This is a genomic window from Thiomicrospira sp. R3 (assembly GCF_029581415.1).
Taxonomy (GTDB): domain Bacteria; phylum Pseudomonadota; class Gammaproteobacteria; order Thiomicrospirales; family Thiomicrospiraceae; genus Thiomicrospira.
In genome coordinates this window covers 999,253-1,025,047 of record NZ_CP121121.1, presented here as the reverse complement: position 1 = coordinate 1,025,047, position 25,795 = coordinate 999,253, and the positions used below count along the sequence as shown (strand labels likewise).

The window sequence follows — 25,795 nt, the reverse complement described above, 5'->3', positions numbered from 1 at the left end:
GGCGTACTTTGCTAGTTGTGTACCGCAAAGTACGCCGCCGCTTTTTTTAGCAGTTCAACATCCTCCAAGGCCGTTTTTAATTCACGTTTGAGCCGGCGATTCTCTGCTGCTAGGTCAATCGGTTTATCCACAACAGGCTTCGTTGAATCGTTGTCTTTATTGGCGCGACGGTATTTGTCAACCCAGCCATAAAGCGTGTTGTCTTTGATGTCTAAATCGCGCGCTATTTGCGCAATCGTTTTTGACCCTTCAAGCGCCATTTCAATCGCTTGTTGCTTGAGTTGGTCGTCATAGCGTTTTGGGTGTTTGATTGTCATGTTCCATTCCTCGTATTTCAGTCACATTTTAACGTGTCTTTGTGTACGAAGGATTGTAGCCAGTCCAAGCTGAGGTTTTTTCCAGTGTAGCTGTTTACAGTTTTCATAGACTTTGGGTAAACCCGTACCGGATTTTTCACCAACCCCAATAAAGGCAAACATTTGATGAAGATGACGGTTTCGGCAGTCGGGATGGCCACCTTTTATAGCCTCTTCAATAGGTACGCGCATTAATCCAGGATTTCTAAAGCCAATTAAATCAGGTCGTTTCACAATTAAAACCGAGGCTCTGCCTTTATAGTCTGCATGAACCAATACATTGCACAAGCCTTCTCGCACGACTTCATGTAACGCCGTGTTTTCTTGGCGAATGCCATCTTTAATTTCAAAGGGCGTTTTTAACCCCTGTTTTAATTTTTGGTAAACCAATTGATAAAACTCAAATAAGTTTCCCGCCCAAGTGCCATCTAAAGTCACGCGATCCACCCATCTTTGTTCAGTTTTGGCTTCGGGTCGCTCTTGGTAATCCAATTGGTAATACGGAAAAATACCTCTAATTAAATAATCCTGCCCAAACATGAGCAATCCTGCAACGGTAAGACCTGATTCGCCCGTTTCTCGATTGCGACTCCAGCCGCCAATGCGCTCAAGAAAAGCAAGGTCATCCAGTTTATTAAAAGGATGTGTTGGCTGGCGGACAGAAAACATTTGGCGATAATCTCGTAACGACTCGCCTGACAAGTCATGGATTTCGTAACCGATTAAGATGCGATTGTCCTGGGTTTCATTAACTTGTTCTGATAGTGCGCGTTTGATCTCTTCATCTGACATGCGTTGATTGGCTTCATTAAAACGTCGGTAGCAATTTCCAAAGGGTTGGTTATTTAAATACACCGGTTTTTGTGTGCGCTGTGCTTGTGGAATGGTAATTTTTAATATGCGTTTTCCATCAATTTTTAGTTCTGCAATGCAGTGGTTATTTAAAATGTTCACACTGACTTTTTGACGATTATTGACCGTATCAACAACTTGCTTATGAACCGTTTCAAGGTTCTCTAGGCCGACGACAGAAAACCGCCCTTTTTGTTCTTTGATGCCTAGTAAAACTATCCCTCCATAGGTGTTGGCCATGGCAGAATAGGTTTCCCAAAAATCATTGGGTAGGTTGCCTTTACCATCTTTACCTGTTGCTAACTTACATTCAAGACTATGGGTTTCTCGCAATGTTTGAACATCCTCTAGGTTTTGTACTTCCGGAAAGCCTGTCATATTATTTATCCTCGGTAAGTTGGGCATAGCGTTGAAACAGGTGGTTGACTCTTTCTAGCGGGGTTTTGAAACCTTGCGATTGGTGCCTTTGTCGTCAGTTTTAACCGGCAGTTCGAAGCTAGCGACGCGGAGGCGGTTAACACCAAATATTTCAAAAAGGCATTTAAAAAACTCTGCGATTCGGCGTTTTCCTTAACGGCATGGGTATAATCTTGCACAAACTTATGGGCGCGATTTTTTATGTCTTGAAATGAAAGGAGCATCAGTCCATCCTAAAATACGCTAGTCATTTATCAGTAATTTAATAGATGAAATATACCAAACTTTCGCGGTTTTAAGTAGTAACCGTAATTTAAATTTACGCTACAAGCAAGTCCACTTGTAGCCCCAAAAATAGTTCATTTGGCGTTTTGCCAGGCCTGGTTGTAAATAATAGTTAAAATAAATGAAAATAGTTATTGATTAGATTAGCTGTATGTGTATAATAGAAATCGTGATCAAGTAGTCAGCTTTATTATTTGGAGTTAGGTTATGAATGCGAATTTAAACAAGTTAGACGGCGCGACGCAAAGCATTGTCGTTGCCTGTTTAGTGTTTTCGTTTGTAACGATGCTTTTAGGTGCGTACCTCGCCAGCTAAGCACTAGCGACCAATAACTATCGCTTTATTGTTTGTTTATGTCTCTTTAGTCCTTAACTCGGCAGCCTTTTGGCTGCCTTTTTTTGTTCTGGGTATAGTTATTAGTCTTGCACAAAAAAACCCCGCACTATTATTTCTATAGAGCGGGGTTAGTGGGTTTAAATAAAAGTATCAATTGATGAAATTTAGGAGAGTGCGTGATGATACTTTTATCTCGAGGATGAACCCTAGCCAAATTTCGGCAGGAACTCCCCATGACCGTCCTAAACGAATTTAAGGCGGTCGCAGCGAGTACCTAATTAGTTAGCTTGATTGACATAACGTTCTAAGCGATCTCCATTTAAAGGAATGCCTGAAGCGATTTTTTTGGCTTCGGCTAATACATGGTCTTTGTTGAGCGCTTCACCAACTTGAATGACGCCATACATACCCATCATTTTGTGCGGTGTGCAGTAATAGAGATGAACGCCTTCGTCTGTAAAGGTGAGCTTGCCACCAGTGTAACCAACTTCCCATTTTTCACCAGAGGGCGTTATTTCGCTGACGGCATTATGACCCGGTGTGGTGTCTTGAAAGTGAACGGTGTCACCGATATTGATTTTTAAGAATGCAGGTTCATAGACCATAATGCCGTCGGCTCCAGCATTAAGCATTTTTACAACATGGGTTTCGCCTGCTATCGCATAAGGACTTGCAAGCAGCAAGGTTAAGGCGCTTGCTTTTAAAAAGGTTCTTCTTTGCATTTTGTTGCTCCACAGTATAGATAACTATTATTTTCGTTATATAGCCAATTAAGGCTTGAAAAACATAGTAACAATAACGATAATAGTTATCAATAGTTTTTTGTTATTTTTTATGTCATATAGGGTTTATATTATGTTGCGTGTAGTTTCCCCTCTTTTGTGTTTGTGTATTTTGCTGCTTCCAGCAGGCTTGCAAGCTAAGTCTTTGGATATGCAAAAAGCGATGATGGCTTCACCCATGCCAAATTTAATGATGTTGTTAATGAATAACCGAGAGGTTTTAGCGCTTGATTCGGAACAATTGCAGGCACTTTCACAGTGGCGTAAGCAAAACCAAGTCAATCAGCAACAGTTAACGCAGGATGTGCTCATGCTTAGAAAACAACTGCACGACCTTTCGTTGGAAGAGGACCGGGGCGAGTTAATTGATCGCCTAAGCCATGATCTTTTAGTTTCGCAATCTGAATTGATTAAGGTTAAATCTCGTTGCACTAAGAATGTTCGCTCGGTTTTGAACCCAGAGCAGTGGCTGCAGTTAATGGAAATTTATCAACAGCGCCGCCAAATCACTCAACCCGCATCGGGTTCGATGGAAGCGAAAACATTTATACGAGTGAGTCCTTTCCCAAAATACATGCTGGTGGTTATTATGCATCCTGACAAATTAGGCCTAATGCCAGAGCAGGACAAGGCACTGGATCAATGGCGAATAACTAATATGAACGACTGGTCTATCCTGTTTGAAGAGGTGCACGAGCTAGAGCGAGAAATTACCCGTAAATCGTTAGAGGGTCAAACCAAGCAGCAACTGACACCGATTTACGATCGTCTTCTATCTGTACGCCGCGAAATGGAAGCAAAGTCCATGGCCTGCGCTGATAATATGCGAAATTTACTCAAGCCTGATCAATGGCAAAAGGTCGTTGAAATCTATAAGACGATGTTGTGAGTGATGGTTATGACTCAGTCAATCGAACAGCTTTATTTTGATAACCATCAATGGTTGCGGACATGGCTAACTCGTAAGGTGAGTTGCCCCGTGTTAGCAGCCGATTTAATGCAGGATACTTTTGAGCGTTTGTTGCGCAGGTCTCAAGTGTCTAATAATTTTCAGCGACCGCGCGGCTATTTGACTCAGATAGCCAAAGGACTGATGGTTGATTACTGGCGTCGAAAAGATATAGAGCAGGCTTATCTTGCAACGCTTGAATCCTACCCTGTAGCACAAACCTTGTGCGAACAAACGCGTTATGAAATGCTGGAGGCCTTGCTTTTAATTGACAAAGCCCTGAAGAGATTACCTGCGCGGACGCGAGAGGTTTTTTTGAAAGTTCAGCTTGATGGTGTGAAGTATCGAGAGTTGGCACAACTTTATCAAGTTACTGAGCGAACAATCAAGTCGGATGTGGCTAAGGCCTTGTTTGCGTGTTTACAGGTCGATTTGGAAGGGTAGATATTCACTAAGAGTCATAACATGTTGAAATCATCTAAAACGAATCAGATTCCTTTACAACAAGCGTGCGAATGGTACGCGCTATTATTAGCGCATCCAGTACCCGAAAAGGACAAGCAGGCCTGGTTGGGTTGGTTAGGCGAATCGGTTGAAAATAAACAGGCTTGGCAGCGTATTGAGGATTTTAACCTTCGATGTAGTGTCTTGCCTTCGGCTGAGATTGTTGATCAAAGCTTAGCCCAGAACTCTAACCACGCTCAGCTCGGACGGCGACAAGTCTTATCATTATTTGCTTTAGGTGGTTTGACTACACTCGGTGGCTGGGGGGTTTATCAAGCTAATTTAGATCAAGAATTGGTACAGCAAATAGCCAGATGGGGGGCGGACTTTAGAACCTCTGTCGGCGAACGACAAGAATTAGCCTTGGCACAGGGTGGTCATCTTTGGTTGAACACCAACAGTGCGATCAATCTTCAACAAACAATACATCATGCAGAGCTCACCCTATTGAGGGGTGAAATTTATTATCAATACCGTGATGCACATCAACCAGGCCTGGTTGATGTGCATCATCCATATGTTCAGGTTTTAAAACAATCGTCACGCAATTTGGCTTTTAGTATCAGCCATCAGCATAAAAATAGTAGCCTAGCGGTCTTTGCGGGTGAGTTGGTTTTGCAACATCGTGCAACCGGTGAGCAGTATCGAATACAAGCTAATCAGCAGGTTGGGTTTAACGCGAGGCAAACAGGTATTGTTCAGCCGGTTGAGGCCTATCGACAAAGTTGGTTAAAAGGGGTGCTTGTCGTTGATAACTGGCCGTTGCAACGGGTAATACACGAGCTAAGTCGTTACCATCGGCAAACAATTCGGGTGGATAGAACCATACAAAACAAGCGTCTACTTGGCCGCTACCCATTAGATCAGCTAACAAAAACTTTACATATGATTGCAAACAGTTTAAATGCCCGATTAGAGCAGCCACGTTGGCGCGCTTGGCAGTTAATCGCTAAGGGCTAGTTAATGAAATTTATTAGATTGCTTTATCAATTGCTAATACAAGAACCGCTTATAAGATTATTGTTGGCTATCATGGTGCTTGTAGTCACGATCAAATACATGGAAAATATTTATGATTTTGATCGATTGAGCGCTAAGGTATGTGGTTTTATAAATGATACCTATGCGTCATTAGGTGGGTTAATGTAGCCCTACCCTTTTAGGCCATCCACTCTGGGCGTGAGTAACCAGCGGTGAAATAGAATCACAAAGCCTAAATAGGGCAGTGCCCAGACCAGTGCACTAAGACTATAGAGCTGGGCGGTGTATTCAGGCCAAATCGGTATCGCGATGGATCGTAACACGGTGGCGAATAAAATAAGCAACCCGCCAAATCCAATCCAGTTATTGTCGATTAGCTCGCGCCCGGTATGGGTATGAACCACAATCACCAACACGACATAATAAGCCAGCCCCAATGCCCCCATGGTTAATAAGTGGCGAAAATGGTTTAGTGCGACAAATTCATTAAGTAGTCCGCTAAAACCGATTAGCCCATAACCTGTCGCCAGCAACACCAAAATCATAAACAGAGGCCAAATAAATGGGCGCGTCACAATAGAGGTGTCGGTGTTAAAAAAATCACTTAGGGTACTTAAAATGCCCGCCATAGCCGCAAAGGCTAACCAAACCAATAGACTGTTGTTAGGTACTAAATACTCTGCGATGGAATAGATAAAAACGGCTAAGATGGCAATATTGTAAAAAGGCTTGCGGGCATAAAATACATCATCTATACCTTTTTGTTCCATCCACTCATTAATCCCGCGCATCGTAATTAACCTAACAGCGACCAATACCAACATCATAAACACGCCTACCGAAAGTTTGAGCAACATAAAACTATCCAGTGCCAGCACATTTAGTTTGGCCGCAAAATAAAGCGTTTGGGTCACACTAACCAGCATAAACATCGCTAACAAACTATATTGGCGCTTTAGAGGATCGGCCAAAATCGGTTTGACAACGAGCCCTACTACAATCAGCAAAAGCGGGATATTGGTTAGCGCCACCCACAACACTCCCAGCCAATCCATTAGCCAAAAACTGACTCGACCTAGAATCCAAAGCAACACCAAACCCAATAAAGGTTTGCCGACAATAGGCATTACCTCGTCCATGAGCTCTGGCACAGCGGTAAGAATAAAACCAATCATCATAGCGCTGGTCACACCAAACAGCAGTTCATAAATATGCCATTCCAGCCAGTTTCCGGTAAAGTTTAGTGTAAAAAGCCCCGCCCACATAGCGCTCCAAAGCAACATATTGATGACTAAATAAATCGGTGCGAGTAGAAAAAACGGACGAAAGCCGTAAGCTAAAAAAGCCGGAATAGCGCCTTGAGGATAGGCATGGTAATGGCGTGTTTCGCGTGTTTCGCGTTGTTCAGCGGTCATGGTGTAGTGAGCTTCCTATTTAATTCTTAGCGTCAGGTCAAAAACCTGTTGCACTAAGGGGTCTTGAATCAATGATTGGGTTTGTTGGTAGATATAGTCATGATCGCGTTTGTTAAGGGGGCGCTCTAAAACCAGATGCTTAATAATACGACCGGGTTCAGAAGCAAGAACAAGCACTTCGTGGCTGAGCTTAATGGCCTCAGCGAGGTCATGCGTGATAAATAAAATCGCGACATGGCGTTGCTCAACTTCATCTATCAGCCGTTGATGTAAGGCTTGCTTTAGCCCCATATCTAAAGCAGAAAAGGGTTCATCCAAAAACAGTAAATCAGGCTCAACAACAAGCGCGCGGGCAAACGAAACCCGTTGCTTCATTCCGCCACTCAAATCCTTGGGAAATTTATACAAGTCCGATTCCGTTAAACCAAAGGCATAACCCATTTGTTTTGCTTTTTGAAGGCGTTCAGCTTTGGCTAGGCCTTTTGATTTTAAACTGAATGCAATATTGTTGAGTGCGTGTGTCCAAGGCAATAAACGTGGCTCCTGAAAGGCAAAGGCTTGATGTTTAAAGCCATTTTGTATTTTGCCAGCCGAACAATCAATCAGTCCTGCGCACAGGTGTAATAGCGTCGTTTTACCACAACCACTGGGGCCAACTACCGATAAGACGCGTCCGGCCTGCAATTGAAAATTAATATCTTTTAAAACATTCACCGGCCCATAGTCATGACTGAGGTGATTAACCATCATGATCGCCAACTTTCCACCTCGCGTTTTATCGGCTCAAAAAAAACATACTCAATGATTAACAATAACAACACCATGCTGATGATGAGCGCCATGGCTAAAGCAGAATCAAAATGACTGCGTGCCACCGCTAGAGCACCCCCCATACCGTCCTGAGTAGAGAGCAATTCAGCCATAATCACAATTTTCCAACTCATACCTAATGCGCCAATCCAAGCCGGAAAAAGATAAGACAATACATGAGGAAAATACACATCGGTTATTCTTTGCCAAATCGGCACTTTAAAACTTTTCGCCATTTCATTGTACTGACCCTCAAGGGTGCGCATGCCTTGCAAAGCACCGATAAACACAATGGGTAAGGCGGCTAACACGACGGTGAAAATAACACTTTGATCAGACATGCCAAACCAAATCATCGCTAACACAATCCAAGCAATAGCCGGTGTGCCCATAACAATCGTCACCAGCGGTCTACTCAGTATCGCCGTGCTCACAAAAGCCCCTGCTAACATGCCAAGCAAGCTACCAAACAATACCGAAATAAACAGCCCATAGAGGGCGCGTTGAAATGTGGTGTTCAATGCCTGCCAAAAATCACTTTGCAGACTGAGTTGCCAGAGCGCTACAAAGGTTTCTTTGGGTGAGGGAAGGGTTAAACTGCCATAGAGCTGGCTACCAAAATCCCAAGCAGCCAGCAAAAAAAACAAGCTAGCCAAGGCGGCCCAACCGCTCCACACATAGAGCGGAAAATCTTTTAAGATTTTAATTAAAAATTCCATGGTTTATTAGGGCGCATACTGATAATAAAAATGATCATCTGGCTGTTTTTCGCCCACCAGTGCTGGGGTGTGTGCCATCAACTTGTCAAAAAATCTTGTCAAATCTTGTTTGGCATCTGCCGCCGATACCACCTCCATCCTAACCCAGCTTAAGGAGTCTTCGATTGCCTCAGGTGTTAAGCGCTCAATATACTTGGCAATCAGAATACTGGCCTCTTTAGGATTGTCGGCAACCCATTGGGTTGATTCTTGGTAGGCTTGATAAAACGCTGCGACTAATGCGGGTTGATCTTTCACACTTTTTAGCGCCACCATGCCAGCTTGCGGAATTTTGGGCGCTTGTTCAAATACACGCCCCCATTCAGCCTGTAAATCGACACTGCGATAAAGTTCAGGCGCGACCACTTTCATAGGAAAGCTTTGGGTGCGTCTTAAGGCCATTGAAATCGCGGGTTCAGCTAAGAGTGCATGATCCACGCGCCGCAACATTAACAACTTCACCGCATCCAGCGGATTGGCGACATAGCGCAGTTTAAAATCTTTTTTCGGGTCTAAACCTTGCGCACGCGCTAACTCTTCAAACACAATGTCGGGCATATCGGCGCGAAACGGAATAGCAATCTCCTTGCCCTTGAAATCCGCCAGCGTTGTTAAGCCATCTTCACGCGACACCATCCATAAAATCCCCCAAACCGAGACATTGATTAATTGCAATTCCACACCACGGTTATAGAGGTTTGCTGCGACATTAGTGGGCATCGCAACGAAATCGGCCTTAAAGTTAGCCTTATCCATTGCCATGAGCTTAAGTTGATCAGTTGAGCTCCAAGGTTTAAAACTCACCTCATGCGCAAACTCGGATAAAGCACCGGTTGCTGCCATATGAATCAGCGGATTGGATACGCTGGCAAAGGGACCAGAGAGCACCAGATGATCCCGTTTTGTGTCTACGGCTTTAGCCGCTAATGTTGTTAGATTTAAAGCTAAAAAAATAACTAGCCAAGTAAAATGCTTCATATTGTTTCCCCTAGAATTGATAATTTGCGCCTAAATAAAAATAACGCCCCACATCACCACCGGCTTTCAGATCGACGGATTGGTCTGCTAGGTTGTGAATACCGCCATAAACACGCATTTGCTTATTAACGCGATAACTGAGTCCAGCATCCACTAACCCATAACCCGATAACCTTTGTTGATTGGCTTCGTCGATAAATTGTTCGCCAATATAGCGTCCGGTCAGGTTAAGCGAGAGCGGTTCAATAGGCTGGTAATCTATGCCCATGCTGGCAGAAAGTTCTGGCGTATAGGTGAGGTTTTTATCGGTCATTTTATTGATCGGCTTCATCCAAACGGAGTTAAGCCTCATTGCCCATTGTGGGTTAAATTGATAAGCACCGGACAGTTCGAGGCCATTTATCTCAACCTTATCCAGGTTTTCAGAGGTGTAGTATTTATTTGGCGCGCCGTTGTTTTTTGCCACCAGTTCAATCTTGTCATGAATCACGTTTCTAAAGGCCACCAACTCGCCCTTAAACCGCTCACCGGTATGTGCCAGCGCTAACTCAAAGGTTTCTGAGGTTTCAGGTTTCAACCTATAGGTATTTTGTTTCGGCCCAAAAATGACCTCTGATCCAAATCGACGCGCATCTCTAAAATATGGGGCGACCACATAAAGTTCAGCAATATCCGGTGCACGATAACCTTGCGAAAAATTGGCGCGAATACGCGTTTGCTCAGTTAAGGCCTTCAGCGCTCCTAATTTAAACGTTGTTTTTTGATCCGCATTAGAAATGTCATCATATCGCGCGCCAACATTCGCACTCCACCCCTGACCCAAATCAATTTCGTCTTGGATAAATACCGATTTATACTCTACAACCTTGGTAATGAAATCAGTTGACTGAGGGTCGGGATTAATTGCACTCGAATGGCGCGTTTCTTTACGGTATTCTCCGCCAAACGTAACCAGATGGTTGTTCAGATTGAACAGGTTGACCGTGGCCTCAATGGCATCAATTTGGACGTCTGCGCTGAACTTTTTATTATCTGGGGCGCTAAACGTCTTAGACGAGGTCACATTACGTTTTTCGTACAGTGATGTATAAGCTCTTAGCTTCAATAACGCGTTTTGGTCAAAATCATGCGTTAAGTCGATAGCGACATCGCGACGATTATTATCATCCACCGACTTAACCGGCGTGTTATTCACCATAACGGGATCGCCGGCATTCGGAAATCGATGCGCGCCGATATAATGGCCTTCGCGGCTTTCAGCTGTCCAGCCCAATTCGATGCCTAATCGCGTTTGATCATTAAATTCATAACTCACACGACCACCTAAACTATTGACCTGCGCATCATCACGATAAGTCACACCCTCTTGCCCTGACACAGCGGAAACACCAGGCACATTAACAACCGCATGATTTTGCGGATTTTTTGCGACCTGAGTATAGGGTAGGGTTACTTTGAACGGAGTGCTGTGAATAAATGAACCATAAACACCGTATCCCCACTGGCCTTGCCTACCTAAATGATGAAAAGCGATATTTTTTTGCTGCGCATCCCCCTGACCATTCTGCCCATATTGCACATTAAGACTGGTCTGGGGCTGATCAACCGATTTGGTAATGATATTAATGACGCCACCCATGGCATCCGAACCGTAAAGCGTGGACATCGATCCTTTTACAATCTCAATGCGCTCAATCATGCCCACCGGAATACGGTCTATCTCATAAGGGCTTTCCGTCTCGCCCGGTAAACGCTTACCATCAACCAAAATTAAAGTGCCATTAGCTCCCGCACCCCGTATTGAAATGGACGACTTGGACACACTACTGGGGTGCGGAAAACGTGCATACTGTAAAGTGAGTGACGGTTGTTTTAACAGCACGCCACGCAAGGTGGTTGCACCGGTTTTCTCAATATCCTGCCGGCTAATAACCTCAACTGAGGCAATCACGCCATCAATATTGCGCTCGGTTTTCGTGGCGGAGGTCACCATAATCGGTGCAAGATGGTTGGCGGGTGTCGCCGCGCTATGAATTAAAACGTGATGCTCTTTAAGTTCAGCGACCAGGCCTGAACCTTGAAGAAGCGATTTAAAGCCTTCTTGTGCACTGAACTCGCCTTTTAAGCCTTGTGTAGTTTTACCCGTTATCAGCTCAGCGTTTAAGCTTAAACTCAGACCCGTGGTCTCTGACCATCTGATCAAAGCCTGCGCTAACGTACCTGCTTTGATGTCAGCCGTGTGGTATTGAGTCTGTGCTTGTGCATAGGCGGGGGCGACCAGCCCCGGTATAAAAACAGCCCCCAATGCACTACTAAGAAAAAGGGCGCTTGCTAATGGGCGGAGTTTGAGTTTTATTTGTGTTTGCATAGTAAATCACTTCCTTGGCAAAAATATTAAAGCAAATGCTTCTCATAAGTAATGCCGAGTGAGATTCAAAAAGGGGAAATAGGTTTGGCTGGTTCTAATTTGCGAGCGCGGTAATGGATTGCTAGGTTGTTTGAACAATGTCTGCATCATATGGTGTTCTGCTAGTCACCATGTTATTTGATCAGTAGGTTAGATTGCTCTAAATAAATACGGCCTTGAGTGAGGGTCTTGTCGTATTGGGCATTTTCGCTGGTTTGATGCACCTCTTCGAGCACCTTAGCGGTTTGCTGAAGGTGTATTTGAATGCGTTCAATCGCGTTTTCTAAGGTATAGGTTAGTTGATGAATTTCTGCCATATCTTTTGGCGTGAGTGTATCTTTTGCGATGATTTCGGACAGCTTGGGATTATATTGCTGCAAATTGCTTATCGCCTGTTGATAGGTCTCAGACGGCACGCCTTTAAAATGCTTAACAGCGAGATCCTGTGCTTGCACTGAGCCAAAACTCAACAAACCTAAACTTAAAGCGGTGACCGTTAATAGTGATTTTTTCATTTTTGAGATTCCTTGTAAAAAATTAAAACAACAAAAAAGGTGCCGGTGCGCTGAGGAATGCTCTTGCCCCGATAGGAGCGACGCCGGTGTGCTGGAGAAGGGTGTCTATTTCATCTGCTCAAGCAGGGCAGGGTTGAGTTGCGCGGGGGGGACAAAGGTAAACATAATGCTGGCATCGGCATCGCGTGCCGCCATCCAATAAGTATGGCTCGCTGACATTAAAATAACATCACCTGGATGATAGGCGGTTTCTTTGCTGGGATCGAGCGTTTCACCCACGCCGTGATAAATCACGCCTGATACCACAACCCCGAGTCGAACGGCTTGAGTGCCTGTTTTGTGGGGCGGAGTTACATCCCCTTTTTTTAAAGAACGCAGCATGACTAAACCCTGCCCCTGTTGGTCGGTGGCGAGCTGGGTTACGCTGCCGGCTGACCTGGCTTGAGAGGGTATTTTGTGTAGATCAGCTTTCACCGTGTTGAGTGTGGCCGTTTCGGCATGAGTCGCAAAAGGCATCAACATAGCCGTGGCGAGTGTTAGGGTTTTCAGTGGATTGAGTAATTTCATTGTTACTTGAAACCAAGAGCTTTAGCACGGCGATAATCGCATAAAGCACCACTAAGCTCAAAATAATCGCGGCCACGACTAATCCATTTTGTTGTAAAAAACCTATGCCAATATAAAACGCTAAATTTAATCCTTCCATGGTTGTTGCTCCTTTAAACTTTGCCTTCAAGCATTTTGATGTAGGCGGGTTTGAGTAGTTAATCTTTCATTTTCCAGGCGAACCAAGACTCTTGTTTTGGGTCGATAAAGGGGTAGGTTGGCACTAGGTCACGGTTGTAGTCAAACTCAATCAGCATGGCTGAACCTATTTTGGTTATCAAGGGGCATGAGGTATAGCCATTAAACCTGGCGGTAGGTTCTCGGCCTTGAATGACCGAAAGAAGATTGTTGACGACAATGGGCACTGACATTTTGACGGTGGCAGCGGTTTTACCTAAGGGAGTGCCGTTGACATCACCACAACCAAAGACTTCCGGATAAAGATTGTGTTGCAAAGGTCTCAATATTACGTTGCTGTTTATGCACCACTTTAAGTTTTGCCTTCGTGTATAATTGGTTATCTGTATTTAATTTTAAATATTAAAAACCTAACGAAACCCTTTCACACATTTCACACTTAAAATAACAGCGACATGCCACCACGTCATCATCTTACAAATATTAAACTCGGTTATGGTCTGCGTGACTTTATCCAAAAAGAGGGCTATACCCCACAACACCTTGGCAAGGATGTGATTGCGGGTTTGACGGTGGGTATTTTGGCGATTCCTGTGTCTATGGCGCTAGCGATAGGGGTTGGCATTTCGCCAATTTATGGACTTTATACCGCTATCGTTGCCGGCTTTGTAACGGCGCTATTAGGGGGTTCGCGTTTTAGTGTAGCAGGACCGACTGCATCGCTCGTTATTCTGCTGATTCCCGTCAACGAGGCCTACGGTTTGCCGGGTATTGCGTTGGTATCTTTCTTGACCGGTTTGCTGCTGGTTTTTATGGCGCATTATCGGTTTGGTCGCTGGATAGAATATATTCCTGAAACCATTACCCTCGGCTTTACAACGGGTATTGCAACGATCATTATCCTTTTGCAAATCAACTTCTTTTTTGGTCTTGCACTGGAAAACCTGCCTAGCCACTTTATTGATCGCATGGGCATAATGCTTCAAGCATTATTGACCCAAATCCATTGGCCTTCCAGCCTTATTGGCTTGGGCACATTAGCCTTTATGATCGCTTGGCGAAAAATTGGCATTCGCTTCCCAGGCCATTTACCCAGCCTTGTGATTGCTGCACTCATTGCGTTTTATTGGAACCAGCAAGGCGCTCAGATTATAACGATTGGTGATTTGTTTGGTGAAATCCCTCACCACTTACCCATCTTTCAAGGCGTTGAAGTGTTCCAACAACTCACATTCATGGAGCGCAGCGCTATTTGGGAGATGGTTAAATTTCTGCTACCCATCGCTTTAACACTCGCTTTATTGATTGCGATGGAATCATTATTTTGTGCTGCGGTGCTTGATAATCAAGCTAACACCCGCCATTCGCCCAATAGCGAACTTCAAGGCCAAGGGGTTGGCAATATTTTTTCAGCTCTGTTTGGTGGCTTTTCATCCAGCGGGGCGATTGCCCGCTCGGTCACTAATCTGCGCGCGGGTGCCGCCTCACCTGTTGCGGCCATGGTTCATTCGCTGGTTGTTCTGTTTGCTATTTACTTTTTAGCCGGTTTACTCGCCCACATTCCACTTGCGGCTATGTCAGCACTTTTAATAGTCGTCGCTTGGAATATGAGTGCGTTTCCACGGGCTATTGCACTTATTCGTAGTTCTGATCGTGGTGATCAACTGGTTTATTTAGCCTGTTTTAGTTTAATACTCCTGGTTGATATTGTTTATGCGGTGATTGCGGGGATGGTATTGGCTTCTGTGCTATTTATCAAAGAAATTGCTGAAATGACTAAGCTGCAAAATATTAGCGAACATAAGCGCTATAAATCCATTGAGTTATCTGAAGGTTGGGTCATGTATCGCATCCAGGGCCCGCTGTTTTTTGCTGCGGCTGATCGCATCTTCGCTGAACTGAGTGATGAATTGGCGCATCATAAAGGCGTTATTATTCAGATGGATGCGGTCACTATTCTTGATTCCGGTGGTTTATCTGCATTGCGACGTTTTATAACCCGCGCACAACTTCACGGGGTTAAGATTTATGTCAGTGAGTTGCAATTTCAACCGCTTCGCACATTAGCACGCTATGGGCTAGATAAATTTGGTTCACACTTCTTGCTGTTTGCCAGTTTAGAAGAAGCTCAAGCGGCCAGTCTTAAGGCCCTCAGCCAGTCATCCAATGGCTAGGGGTTTTGAGGGTTTCTGAAAGGTGATAAGTCCATTTTATGTGCCAGTAAAAAGCGCAAGCTTTTTTTCCCATTTAATCTCAGGCAAAATACAAAAAAATTAAGAAGGGTTTCGATAATGGAAATTACGGTTTGGTCAGGGTGGCTAGCAGGTATTGCGATTGGATTATTTGTGGTACTTCATTTCTGGGTGCTAGGTAAGCCCGCTGGTTGTTCGACGGGTTATGGCAATCTGTGTGGCTTGGTGTGCAAACGCGTTAAGTTTTTTCGTATGGGTGAGTACACCGATCTTAATAACTCAAAACTTTGGTTTTTGATTGGCATTCCGCTGGGGGGGTTGATTTCCGCCCTAACCTCAATCGATAGCTGGCACTTTAGTTTTGACATGGGAATGTACGAAGCGGTATTGCCACAAACCTACTCCGCTAAGGCTATATGGTTAATTTTTGGTGGCATACTACTTGGCTTTGGTGCACGGCTTGCGGGAGCTTGTACTACGGGGCACGCCCTGGTGGGGGGCGCGATGCTTAACCCAGCCAGCCTGTTAGCAGGCGCGGTGTTTTTTGGCAGCGCATTGATTACCACTCATTTATTATTCGGGCTCTAAATTATGACCATGACAAAAAAAGTAAATATCATTGCCTTAGGCATGGGGGCCTTGTTTGGCTTTTTAATGAGCCGAGCCGGTGCAACCACCTATGACTTTCATGCTAAGATGTTTTTGTTTCAAGATTTTCAGCTGATGGAAGTTATTGCAACAGCGATTGTGGTAGCCATGCTGGGGGTGCTCACGCTAAAGCATTTTCAAGTCCGTGCGGTTGTAACCAAAACACCGGTGGACTTTGTAAAAAAACCTTATCAACAGGGTCTTATTCTGGGCGCATTGCTTTTTGGCATCGGCTGGGGCATGACCGCTGCCTGCCCAGGAACCATTCCTGCAATGATCGCAGAAGGTAAAGTGGGGGCGATGTTTACTTTTGTTGGTTTATTGCTTGGCACTATGGCTTATGGTGTATTGCAAACCTATATGTTACACGAACACCCTAAAAGCTAATGTTTCGCCCCTTGGCGTTCTGCGGTTTCGTTAATAAGCAAGCCGCAGGCTGTTGTCTACACAATTACGTTAGCATTCTGCTTGTCACCAGGCCTGGTTATCCTGATTGAGCTTTCAACCTCTAGGTTCTTAGCAACCCACTGAAGTACCTCTTTGTTATTTAATTGATTTTTCATAATGTTTTTCTCAAGTGGGTTTGTTTTTCCAGTATAATCCAACCTTTTGAACGTTTCTAACAGGCTTTTTCTTCATGACCACCGATCATATTCGTAATATCGCTATAATTGCTCACGTTGACCACGGTAAAACTACTCTAGTTGACAAACTTCTTCGCCACTCTGGCACCCTTGATGACCGTAAAGATCAAGGCGAACGCGTAATGGACTCTAGCGACCAGGAAAGAGAGCGCGGTATTACAATATTGTCGAAAAACACCGCCGTAGACTGGAATGGTTATCGCATTAATATCGTTGACACACCCGGCCATGCTGACTTTGGTGGTGAAGTAGAACGTATTTTGTCGATGGTTGACTCTGTTATACTTTTAGTTGATGCCGTTGAAGGTCCGATGCCTCAAACTCGCTTTGTAACGCAAAAGGCACTTCAACAAGGCTTAAAGCCGATCGTCGTTGTCAACAAGGTTGACCGTGATGCAGCACGCCCTGACTGGGTAGTCGATCAAACCTTTGACTTGTTTGATCGTTTAGGTGCAACCGATGAACAAATGGATTTCCCAATTTTGTTTGCTTCCGGTTTTAATGGCTACGCGGGTTATGATGCGGATGTACGTTCTGGTGATATGACTCCTATCTTCCAAACCATCGTTGATAAAGTTCCTGCACCGAATGTTGATCTAGGTGGCCCTTTCCAATTGCAATGTATCTCTTTAGCCTACGACACCTACAAGGGTGTTATCGGTACTGGACGCATTAAGCGTGGTGCAGTTCAATCAGGAATGTCGATTGCGGTTGTTGATACAAATGGCAACAAACGTAATACGAAGATTGCTGAATTGTTTGGTTTTAAAGGCTTAGAACGCGTCAATATTTCTGAGGCACATGCTGGTGACATCGTCGCTTTTAGTGGCCTTGATCCATTGAATATCTCAGACACCCTGTGTGATCCAAACCACCCTGAAGCCATGCCTGCTCTAACGATTGACCAACCGACCGTCAGCATGACTTTCCAGGTTAATAATTCTCCGTTTGTTGGCCAAGAGGGTAAATTACTGACTTCACGTCAAATTCGTGAACGTTTAGATAAAGAGCTTCTGACTAACGTGGCTTTGCGCGTTGAAGATACTGAAGACGCCAATAAGTTCCGCGTTTCTGGTCGTGGTGAACTGCATTTATCAGTATTGATCGAAAATATGCGTCGTGAAGGCTTCGAACTAGGCGTGTCTCGCCCTGAAGTAATCTTCCGTGAAATTGATGGCGAAGTCTGCGAACCTTATGAAACACTCACCGTTGATGTGCCTGAAGATAGCCAAGGTACAGTAATGGAGCAACTCGGTATGCGCAAGGCTATTATGTCGGACATGATTCCTGATGGCCAGGGTCGTGTACGTATTGATTTCACGATTCCTTCACGTGGTTTAATTGGGTATCGCAGTGAATTCCTTACTGCTACACAGGGTAATGGTCTTATATTTAGTAGCTTCTCTCACTACGGTCCGAAATTTGTAGGCAGCGTAGGCGAGCGTACGCGTGGTGTTTTGATTGCAATGAGCACAGGCAAGGCACTTGGTTTTGCGCTTTTCAACCTCCAGGAGCGTGGACGCTTATTCATCGGTCACGGTGACGAAGTTTACGAGGGTCAAGTCATTGGCTTGCATAGTCGTGAGAACGATTTGACGGTTAACCCCCTGAAGGGCAAACAGTTAACTAACATGCGTGCATCAGGTACGGATGAAGCTATTGTGCTTACGCCGCCAGTGCGCTTTACCTTAGAGCAAGCGCTTGAGTTTATTGATGATGACGAGCTGGTCGAAGTAACGCCACTTTCTGTTCGTATTCGTAAAAAGCATTTGACTGAAAACGAACGTAAGCGTAACAGCCGCGCACCCAAATCCTAAGGTTAGTTATATGCTATCACTCTACCCACCGATAGAGCCTTACCATTCTGGCTTTCTTGATGTGGGTAATGGCACTCAATCCGCACCATGCACAGGCGATGGCTCGGATTGAGTGCCACTACTTTATCCAAAAAGCGTTTATCGCAGAAAATCTGATTATTCAACAGGCCAATAAGCTTGTTGATATACCCTGTATTAGGGTGCATGGCCGTTACGATATGGCCTGCCCAATTAACCAAGCTTTTGCTCTGCACAAAGCGATGCCTCATGCTGAGTTGATTGTTTGTCCGCAGAACGGTCACTCTGCTTTTGAAGCTGAAATAACCAGCGCATTGATTCATGCTACTCGCCTTTTTGGTCACCAGGCCTGGTCATAGCACTTAAGTTGTTTAATTTTTAGCCTTAAGTCGTTAGAATAGCGTTATATAACCAAAGCGAACACTTTATGGATCAGCAGCCTACTCACATTCTTGTTGTTGAAGATGACCCTATAACCCGAATTACGTTAAGCAAGGTTCTTGAGAAGTCAGGATTTTCTGTTATTCTCGCTGAAAATGGTCGGATCGGCTTAAACAAATTTATCAAACACAGCCCACAACTTGTGCTGATGGATGCGATGATGCCTGAGATGGATGGTTATGAAACGATTACCGCCATCCGTAACTATGAAAAGGATCGTGCTGTCCCGATCCTAATGCTTACCTCACTTGACGACCTTGAATCTGTTGATCATGCTTTTGAAGTAGGCGCTACTGACTTTATTACCAAACCGATTAACTGGTCATTACTTAGCCAGCGTGTTCGTTATGCCATTCGTACTAGTCAAATTGAAGACGATTTACGACGTAGCAAAGCCCAGCTTGCTTATGCTCAAAAATTAGCCAAACTCGGCTATTGGGAGTGGGATGCGGTTCATGACAATGTGTCTGGCTCCCCTTCGGCATTTCAACTTTTTAACCTACCCCACCAAACCAATATTAACATGGAGCGATTTCTCTCCAATGTTGTACCCCAAGATTTGTTACTGTTACATCAAACCTTTAGCGAAGCCGCTCGCGGTCAATCTCACATTGAAATTAACTTTCGCGTTCAAGCCACCAACAACCTTATTAGCCACATAGAATGTCTAGGTGAGGTTTATTATGATGAACAAGATGTGATGCAACGAGTTGTGGGGTCTGTCCAGGATATTACCCGCCTTCATCGTGCCGAATCGCTGATTGACTACCAAACTCGCCATGACAACTTAACAGAACTGGCAAATCGCACCTTCTTCACTGAAGAATTGGTTAAACATTGTCAGCAATGTGTTTCATGTTTAAGTGCGGTTGTTATTTTTGATATAGATCGCTTTAAAATTATCAATGATAATTTAGGTCAGAACCATGGTGACGAACTGCTTGCTGCTTTAGCACTTAGAATCCGTCTCATCACCCGTGAGGGCGACTTTATTGCTCGCCTTGGCAGTGATGAGTTTGCAATTTTAATTCGCACCTACAAAAACACCAACGAACTTAACCAGTTGGTTCATCGCATTTACCAGGATCTCAAACAGTCCTTTATGATTAAAGATCAGGAGCTATTTTTAACCTATAGCATGGGGATCGCTATTTTCCCTGATGATGCCAGCGATGCTGAAACAATATTACAAAAAGCCAATATCGCACGTGGACAGGCCAAACAAACAGGCGGTAATCAAGCCTTATTCTACCGCGCTGAAATGAATGCTGAAGCCAAGCAACAACTGTTACTTGAAAATGATTTGCGCAAAGCGCTTAAGCAAAACCAAATTAAAGTTTTCTTTCAACCTCAGGTCGATGCACAGACCTTATTGCCAGTTGGCGCAGAAGCCTTGGTTCGTTGGATGCACCCAGAAATTGGCATGGTTTCACCTGTAATCTTTATTCCCCTTGCAGAAAGCACCGGTTTAATTGTTGAAATTGGACGCTATGTTATGGAGGAGTCAATTCGTCAATTGGAAGCCTGGCATGCTGATGGCTTCACCGATATGCGTGTAGGGGTTAACCTGTCCGCACGCCAGTTTAACCTTACCAATTTACTATTAGATGTTGAAACCCTGCTCAGCAGCACTAAAATAGATCCTAAGTATCTTGATTTAGAAATTACTGAAAGCTTTGCGATGAGTAATGCCGAGCATAACATTAGCGTTTTGCGCAGTTTAAAAGCGATGGGCGTGTCCATATCCATCGATGACTTTGGTACGGGTTACTCATCTCTTGCTTATTTACATAAATTTCCTATAGATACGATTAAAATTGATCGATCGTTTATTCTAAATCTAACAAGCAAGGAAGGCCAATCCATTGCCCGCACAATTATTGCGATGGCTAACGCACTCGACTTGGAGGTGATTGCCGAAGGGATTGAGGATGACACACAGGTTCAATTTCTCCAAGAAAAAAATTGCAATATACTTCAGGGCTTTAGGTTTGGTAAACCCATGTCCGCCCAAGACTTTATGGCCTATTTGCGCCAATTTAAAAAACCTATAGGAGCCGCTCAATGAGTCAGATTCTCGATTATGATAATCTCAATATGTTAAAAGACGTAATAGGTGATGACCTTAAGGCGATTTTAAAAAGCTTTAATGAGATTACACCTCAGCTGATCGGTCAGTTGGCTCAGGCGATCAATCAACAGAATGCGCCTGAAGTGCGCCACCATGCACACACACTTAAAGGCAGCGCAGCCAATGTCGGTGCTATTGAGCTACCCGCTCTTTGCTATGAACTTGAAAACATGGGGCAAGCTGGCGAACTTAAAGGGGCCGAGGCGATATTTAGCCAGATTCAAACCAGCTATGCTAACCTAGCATCGGCCGTTAACGACTACATAAACACTGAGCTTTAAACACTAACTAACCCTACACTATATTAAATCGAGAAAACCTTATGCAATACCAAGTTACCGAAGATGAAGCTCAACGAGCTAAAAACCCTCATCATATTTATAATTTAAATATATTTTTAACCCATCTTTTTTTGTCCTTAACGATTTTAAAAACAACCGGCAACCCGGTCATGTTTATCTTAATCCCGTTAATATCAATGTGTGTCTTGGCCTATATCTATTACCGAGGTCAGCAAAAAATCAAACAGGATACCTGGTTTGTAGCAGCTCATTGGGTACTTGCATGGCGCCGAGGCCGAATCCTTATCGGCAGTTACATTGTTGGCCTCACCCTCGTTGCTATCTACAACCTCACTCAATGGGTTATGCCAGGCGGACTTAGCATGAACAACTTTGCAGACGATGGGAGTTCAACGCCAATATTTCAGATTATCACTATGTTTTTCGGTGGTGCCATCGTGTTTTTTACCGTGCTGATTACATTTTTGCAAACCGGTATTTCCGTTTATGACTGTAGCAGAGGCATCGTAGATAAAAATATTGCAAAATACCTGCCGCGCACTGAAAACGCCAACCTTGAGCTGGGTGAGTATGATGACCGCCCTACGGCTCAAAAACCGAATACAGAAAACCCTCATACAGAAGATAAAAACACATGAAAATGCGTCCACTTTATTGGGTGATTTTGATCGCTGTCGCTTTATTCATTGGCCTTATGACTCTTGCCCCCAAAGAAGAAACTTTTAACCAGGCTCATTTGCCGTGGAATGCAAGTTATGACGACCAAGGGCGCCTACATGCTTTAGGCATAGTGCTCAACGAATCCAACCTAAAAGAGTTGACTGAGCTTTATGGCCGAGATATTGAGATAAAACTCTTTCAGATGTCTGACGGTGAACGTTCAGCAGAAGCCTATATTCACTCCGCTTATATTGGCTCTATTCACGGGTCTTTGGTGATTAAACTGTCCATGACCGATGATCAATTAAACCGCTATTATGACCGCGGCGCCCGCACAACCATTTCAAAACAGGGTGCGCGTGAAGTCCAACTTAACAATGAAGACACGCTCGAACTCTTCAATTACCCTATTGGTGAGCTTACATTAGTACCCCGTCGTCGTCTCACTGAAGTGGCCATAGAGAGGCGGTTTGGACAACCTAGCCGAGTCGTAGAGAACGAGGATTTAACAAAAAGCCTGTTTTTTGATGACAAAGGACTCGAGTTAATACTAATTGAAAAAGGCAACGATATTTTACGCTATACCCAGGCACCTACTCAATAACCTAGTTAACTCAAGCCACCACAGACTGAGTAAACTGCATCGCCTGCAGATAACATTGACTTAAATCGGCAGGCGTACAGTCACCAGGTAGCACAAAATCGGTTTGACCCAGCTCTAGCCCTTTTACTGACTGTAAAATAATGCCTGCCGTATTTTGTCGAGTCATTAATGCTTCATATATCACCTCGTCAAGATTAAGTTTGGCAAGCAACTCACCCAATTGTTGATCCATTAATGCATCAAAAGCCGAAAATAAACCCACCGTAAAATAACGTTCTTTAGGTCGAAGACCGAGCTTGTCGGCCACTAATTCACAATATTTAGCACGGGTTAACGAAGTTTGATAGAGTTCTTCTGGCTTATCATCGACACCTGAAAGCACTAGCATACTCGCCCAGCTTTTAAGTCGATTTAAGCCAAAACGAACGACCGCATCATGAATGGAGGTAATTTTATGGTTACCCTCAAGGTTTTGAGCCAAAAATTTTAATAATTTTTGGCTCAATGAGACATCACGCGAAATAATATTACTCAGCATTTGCATATCAACATCAGGGTCATATACGCTCGCTAAAAGCTCTAAAACACTAACCTTGTTAGTCGGCAGACGCTGGCCTTTAATAATCACTGGTTTGGCAAAAAAATAGCCCTGAAAATAATCGAAACCAATTTTTTTACAGAATTCGAAATGCGCTTGCGTTTCAACTTTTTCGGCTAACAACTTAACGCCTTGACCTTTAAGACGTTTGACATGCTCTATTAATTGGCGTGGCCCGACTCGCAGTATGTCAACCTTAATAATATCCGTTAACGACTCAAGTGGTTGCAGCTGAGCGTTAAACACGTAATCGTCTAAAGCAATAACATAACCACTAGCACGCAATTTTTTAACCGCAGCCAGTAAACTTGGCGTGACTGTAACGTTTTCTAAAATTTCAATAATGACCTTATTGTTAGGAAAAAACGGTTGATATTCGCGCAGCAACAACCCTTCGGTAAAGTTAATGAAAACCTTATGGTTGCCGGCGACGTCCTTGATACCAATATCGCCAAAAGCATGCATCATTACCTGCGCTGAAGCACTATCGCCACCAATAATAACGGCATGATTATCCTCATGATTGGCACGAAATAATAACTCGTACGCAAAGGTTTTTAACGCTATATCAAAAATGGGCTGACGGCCAACGTAAACATCAATTAAATTAGTCATGCTCGCTCTACCCTATCTTAGGGCTACTTAGGGCTACTTAGGGCTACTTTGGGTTGATCTTCAAAAGACAGTTAATCTCCCCGTTTTACGCTAGGCAGGTTTAAATGCATCGGGCATGTCGATTTCTTCACCGTCGAACAAGAACTTTTCCATTTCTTCTTGCAAAAAGCTGCGTGCTTTTGGATCAAGGCTAGATAAACGGTATTCGTTAATCAAGATTGTTTGCTGGGCTAACCACTGTTTCCATGCTTCTTTAGATACATTGTCAAAAACCCTCTTCCCCAGCTCCCCAGGAAAGGGAACAAAGTCCAAACCTTCTAACTCTTCTTTAATTTTTGCACATTGTACTTTTCTTGACATTTTAGATTCTCCGCAGTGATAGATTAGTTATTCGATTGTAGCGCTATTTTTTTAATTATTTTCTTTATGGGTGCTGGCAAACCTTGATCTAAGGCTTGCCAAGGCAACATCCAGATAAACGCGTCTATGCCTTCTTTAACCGCTAGGGGTTTTTTGCCTTGTATTGGCTTGATAGTTAAATGAAAGTGGCTAAAACTATGGGCAATACTTTGCCATTCTAACAAAGAATTGGGTTCGACCCCAGCAAGCAGCAGCTGATTTTTATCACCAAAGGCTGGCAAACTATATAAGCCGCCCCAAATGCCCTTTTCGGGGCGTTTAACAAACGCTAATCGTCCTAAGTCATCTTGCAGAATAAGCAGCCAAGTCTCTTGAGTAGGTAGGGCTTTTTTAGGCTTAGGGCTGGGTAGGTTATCGACAAGTGAATAAAGGTGAGCCTGACAGCCAGAGCTCAACGGACAGCGCTCACAACCAGGCCTGGTTCGTTTGCATAGCGTTGCGCCTAAATCCATCATGGCTTGTGTATAGTCTGCAAGCCGGTGATTAGGCAATAAAGCTTCCGCTTTTAGCCAAAGTTTAGTTTCTACCGGCTTACACCCTGGCCAACCCTCAATGGCATAAAACCGTGATAAAACCCGCTTTACATTACCATCTAAAATAGCATAAGGCTGCTCAAAGGCTTGGGCTAAAATGGCGCCAGCCGTTGAACGCCCAATGCCTGGCAACGCTTGAATCTGTTCAAACTCTTTCGGAAACTGACCCATAAATTGCTGTTGAATGATTTGTGCCGCACGGTGTAGGTTGCGCCCTCTTGCGTAATATCCCAGCCCTGCCCAATGCGCCAACACCTCAGACTGCTTCGACGACGCTAGGGTTTGTATATCAGGAAATGCACGCATAAAACGCTCAAAGTAAGGGATCACCGTTTGCACTTGGGTTTGTTGTAACATGACCTCTGAGACCCAAACCTGATATGCACTTCGTGGATAATGCCAGGGCAAACCATGACGTCCATGCTGATCAAACCAATCAAGCAAGACCGCCGAAAAAACGAAGTTCTTAGTCGTCAAACTGACGATTCCTCACTCATAAACTCATTTTTTAATTTAACATAATGGGACGATGAGTAGGTAAAAAATGCCTTTTCATCATCCGTTAGCGGGCGCATTTGCTTTACGGGCGAACCTAAATATAAAAATCCACTCTCAAGGGTTTTTCCAGCTGGAACCAAACTATTCGCGCCTATTAATACGTGCTTTTTTATATGTGCATTATCTAATATCACCGACCCCATGCCAATCAAACACTCATCATCAATAATACAGCCATGCAAAACAACGTTATGACCTACGGTAACATCCGCACCTATAATCGTTTTCGAGCCTTTAGAGCGTGATGATTCATGGGTAGCATGCACCACCACACCATCTTGAATATTTGAGCGCGGGCCAACTTTTATGTCATTCACATCGCCACGCAGTACCGCACAGGGCCAAACACTGACATCCTCAGCCAATTGGCATTGGCCTATCACCTGTGCCGACCTATCCACCCAGCAGGTCTGACTCAGTTCCGGTAGGATTCCTTTGTATTTTCTAATAGCCATCGTTTATTTACCCGCTCATCTCGTTTAAATAAAAAAGCCTGATAAGCATAAGCTGACCAGGCTGTCGGTT

28 protein-coding genes are annotated in these 25,795 nt (G+C 44.2%); 12 read left to right on the top strand and 16 right to left on the bottom strand.

What is annotated here, in order from left to right:
- Window positions 1-11: 11 nt before the first annotated feature.
- From P8S55_RS05160 to P8S55_RS05150, 3 genes are all read right to left on the bottom strand, one after another.
- Window positions 12-317 carry a transposase gene (locus tag P8S55_RS05160; protein WP_289225213.1) on the bottom strand — a complete coding sequence of 102 codons (306 nt, stop codon included), beginning with the start codon at window positions 315-317 and terminating at the stop codon, window positions 12-14.
- A 21-nt stretch (window positions 318-338) separates the two neighbouring features.
- Window positions 339-1,586: an RNA/DNA-binding domain-containing protein gene (locus tag P8S55_RS05155; protein WP_289225212.1), complete on the bottom strand. Its 1,248-nt coding sequence runs from the start codon at window positions 1,584-1,586 to the stop codon at window positions 339-341.
- Window positions 1,587-2,524: 938 nt separating this feature from the next.
- Complete coding sequence (locus P8S55_RS05150; RefSeq protein ID WP_289225211.1) at window positions 2,525-2,968, bottom strand: plastocyanin/azurin family copper-binding protein; 444 nt, start codon at window positions 2,966-2,968, stop codon at window positions 2,525-2,527.
- A gap of 133 nt (window positions 2,969-3,101) precedes the next feature.
- Here P8S55_RS05150 and P8S55_RS05145 point away from each other — a divergent pair, with 133 nt between their 5' ends.
- From P8S55_RS05145 to P8S55_RS05135, 3 genes are read left to right on the top strand one after another with little or no spacing between them, the layout of a single operon-like run.
- The gene (locus P8S55_RS05145; RefSeq protein ID WP_289225210.1) at window positions 3,102-3,917 is read left to right on the top strand and encodes a hypothetical protein; all 816 of its coding nucleotides are present in this window, start codon (window positions 3,102-3,104) and stop codon (window positions 3,915-3,917) included.
- 9 nt (window positions 3,918-3,926) lie between these two features.
- Entirely contained in the window at window positions 3,927-4,421 is a 495-nt protein-coding gene (locus tag P8S55_RS05140; protein ID WP_289225209.1) for a sigma-70 family RNA polymerase sigma factor, read from the top strand.
- 21 nt (window positions 4,422-4,442) lie between these two features.
- Window positions 4,443-5,441 (top strand): FecR family protein, encoded by a 999-nt coding sequence (locus P8S55_RS05135; RefSeq protein ID WP_289225208.1) that lies wholly within the window; start codon window positions 4,443-4,445, stop codon window positions 5,439-5,441.
- Window positions 5,442-5,632: 191 nt separating this feature from the next.
- On the opposite strand, the gene P8S55_RS05130 is transcribed toward P8S55_RS05135, so the two are convergent.
- The 9 genes from P8S55_RS05130 to P8S55_RS05090 all read right to left on the bottom strand — a co-directional run bounded on the left by P8S55_RS05130 (window position 5,633) and on the right by P8S55_RS05090 (window position 13,406).
- The gene (locus tag P8S55_RS05130; RefSeq protein ID WP_289225207.1) at window positions 5,633-6,877 is read right to left on the bottom strand and encodes an NnrS family protein; all 1,245 of its coding nucleotides are present in this window, start codon (window positions 6,875-6,877) and stop codon (window positions 5,633-5,635) included.
- 15 nt (window positions 6,878-6,892) lie between these two features.
- Window positions 6,893-7,627, bottom strand: a complete 735-nt coding sequence (locus P8S55_RS05125; RefSeq protein ID WP_289225206.1) for an ABC transporter ATP-binding protein — start codon at window positions 7,625-7,627, stop codon at window positions 6,893-6,895.
- Entirely contained in the window at window positions 7,624-8,406 is a 783-nt protein-coding gene (locus P8S55_RS05120; protein ID WP_289225205.1) for an ABC transporter permease, read from the bottom strand. Before P8S55_RS05120 ends, P8S55_RS05125 begins: the two co-directional genes overlap by 4 nt.
- 6 nt (window positions 8,407-8,412) lie before the next feature.
- Entirely contained in the window at window positions 8,413-9,423 is a 1,011-nt protein-coding gene (locus P8S55_RS05115) for an ABC transporter substrate-binding protein (protein WP_289225204.1), read from the bottom strand.
- 10 nt (window positions 9,424-9,433) lie between these two features.
- Entirely contained in the window at window positions 9,434-11,791 is a 2,358-nt protein-coding gene (locus P8S55_RS05110; protein ID WP_289225203.1) for a TonB-dependent receptor, read from the bottom strand.
- Window positions 11,792-11,964: 173 nt separating this feature from the next.
- Window positions 11,965-12,345: a DUF6746 family protein gene (locus P8S55_RS05105; protein ID WP_289225202.1), complete on the bottom strand. Its 381-nt coding sequence runs from the start codon at window positions 12,343-12,345 to the stop codon at window positions 11,965-11,967.
- Window positions 12,346-12,450: 105 nt separating this feature from the next.
- Window positions 12,451-12,861 carry a cupin domain-containing protein gene (locus tag P8S55_RS05100; protein WP_289225201.1) on the bottom strand — a complete coding sequence of 137 codons (411 nt, stop codon included), beginning with the start codon at window positions 12,859-12,861 and terminating at the stop codon, window positions 12,451-12,453.
- Window positions 12,809-13,051 (bottom strand): hypothetical protein, encoded by a 243-nt coding sequence (locus tag P8S55_RS05095; RefSeq protein ID WP_289225200.1) that lies wholly within the window; start codon window positions 13,049-13,051, stop codon window positions 12,809-12,811. The genes P8S55_RS05100 and P8S55_RS05095 overlap by 53 nt, the downstream gene beginning before the upstream one ends.
- Before the next feature lie 58 nt (window positions 13,052-13,109).
- Complete coding sequence (locus tag P8S55_RS05090; protein WP_289225199.1) at window positions 13,110-13,406, bottom strand: hypothetical protein; 297 nt, start codon at window positions 13,404-13,406, stop codon at window positions 13,110-13,112.
- 138 nt (window positions 13,407-13,544) lie between these two features.
- Between P8S55_RS05090 and dauA the strand changes: the two genes are divergently transcribed.
- From dauA to P8S55_RS05045, 9 genes are all read left to right on the top strand, one after another.
- Window positions 13,545-15,263, top strand: a complete 1,719-nt coding sequence (gene dauA / locus P8S55_RS05085; RefSeq protein WP_289225198.1) for a C4-dicarboxylic acid transporter DauA — start codon at window positions 13,545-13,547, stop codon at window positions 15,261-15,263.
- Window positions 15,264-15,278: 15 nt separating this feature from the next.
- Window positions 15,279-15,869 carry a YeeE/YedE family protein gene (locus P8S55_RS05080; protein ID WP_353957028.1) on the top strand — a complete coding sequence of 197 codons (591 nt, stop codon included), beginning with the start codon at window positions 15,279-15,281 and terminating at the stop codon, window positions 15,867-15,869.
- A 3-nt stretch (window positions 15,870-15,872) separates the two neighbouring features.
- Complete coding sequence (locus P8S55_RS05075; protein WP_289225197.1) at window positions 15,873-16,316, top strand: DUF6691 family protein; 444 nt, start codon at window positions 15,873-15,875, stop codon at window positions 16,314-16,316.
- A gap of 250 nt (window positions 16,317-16,566) precedes the next feature.
- Window positions 16,567-18,390, top strand: coding sequence for a translational GTPase TypA (gene typA / locus P8S55_RS05070; protein ID WP_289225196.1), 1,824 nt, complete (start codon window positions 16,567-16,569; stop codon window positions 18,388-18,390).
- 59 nt (window positions 18,391-18,449) lie between these two features.
- Window positions 18,450-18,767, top strand: a complete 318-nt coding sequence (locus P8S55_RS05065) for an alpha/beta hydrolase (protein ID WP_289225195.1) — start codon at window positions 18,450-18,452, stop codon at window positions 18,765-18,767.
- 68 nt (window positions 18,768-18,835) lie between these two features.
- Window positions 18,836-20,917: a two-component system response regulator gene (locus tag P8S55_RS05060; protein ID WP_289225194.1), complete on the top strand. Its 2,082-nt coding sequence runs from the start codon at window positions 18,836-18,838 to the stop codon at window positions 20,915-20,917.
- Window positions 20,914-21,261, top strand: a complete 348-nt coding sequence (locus P8S55_RS05055) for an Hpt domain-containing protein (RefSeq protein WP_289225193.1) — start codon at window positions 20,914-20,916, stop codon at window positions 21,259-21,261. Before P8S55_RS05060 ends, P8S55_RS05055 begins: the two co-directional genes overlap by 4 nt.
- Window positions 21,262-21,431: 170 nt before the next feature.
- A complete protein-coding gene (locus P8S55_RS05050) occupies window positions 21,432-21,920 on the top strand; it encodes a hypothetical protein (protein WP_289225192.1) in 489 nt (162 codons plus the stop codon).
- Entirely contained in the window at window positions 21,917-22,546 is a 630-nt protein-coding gene (locus P8S55_RS05045; protein WP_289225191.1) for a hypothetical protein, read from the top strand. Before P8S55_RS05050 ends, P8S55_RS05045 begins: the two co-directional genes overlap by 4 nt.
- A 10-nt stretch (window positions 22,547-22,556) precedes the next feature.
- Here P8S55_RS05045 and P8S55_RS05040 read toward each other — a convergent pair whose 3' ends face one another.
- The 4 genes from P8S55_RS05040 to P8S55_RS05025 all read right to left on the bottom strand — a co-directional run bounded on the left by P8S55_RS05040 (window position 22,557) and on the right by P8S55_RS05025 (window position 25,725).
- The gene (locus tag P8S55_RS05040) at window positions 22,557-23,759 is read right to left on the bottom strand and encodes an EAL and HDOD domain-containing protein (protein ID WP_289225190.1); all 1,203 of its coding nucleotides are present in this window, start codon (window positions 23,757-23,759) and stop codon (window positions 22,557-22,559) included.
- Between the two features lie 90 nt (window positions 23,760-23,849).
- Window positions 23,850-24,119 (bottom strand): oxidative damage protection protein, encoded by a 270-nt coding sequence (locus P8S55_RS05035; RefSeq protein ID WP_289225189.1) that lies wholly within the window; start codon window positions 24,117-24,119, stop codon window positions 23,850-23,852.
- Between the two features lie 23 nt (window positions 24,120-24,142).
- On the bottom strand, window positions 24,143-25,189 hold the full coding sequence (mutY, locus tag P8S55_RS05030) for an A/G-specific adenine glycosylase (protein ID WP_289225188.1): 1,047 nt from the start codon (window positions 25,187-25,189) through the stop codon (window positions 24,143-24,145).
- Complete coding sequence (locus tag P8S55_RS05025) at window positions 25,186-25,725, bottom strand: gamma carbonic anhydrase family protein (RefSeq protein ID WP_289225187.1); 540 nt, start codon at window positions 25,723-25,725, stop codon at window positions 25,186-25,188. Before P8S55_RS05025 ends, mutY begins: the two co-directional genes overlap by 4 nt.
- Between the last annotated feature and the right edge of the window lie 70 nt (window positions 25,726-25,795).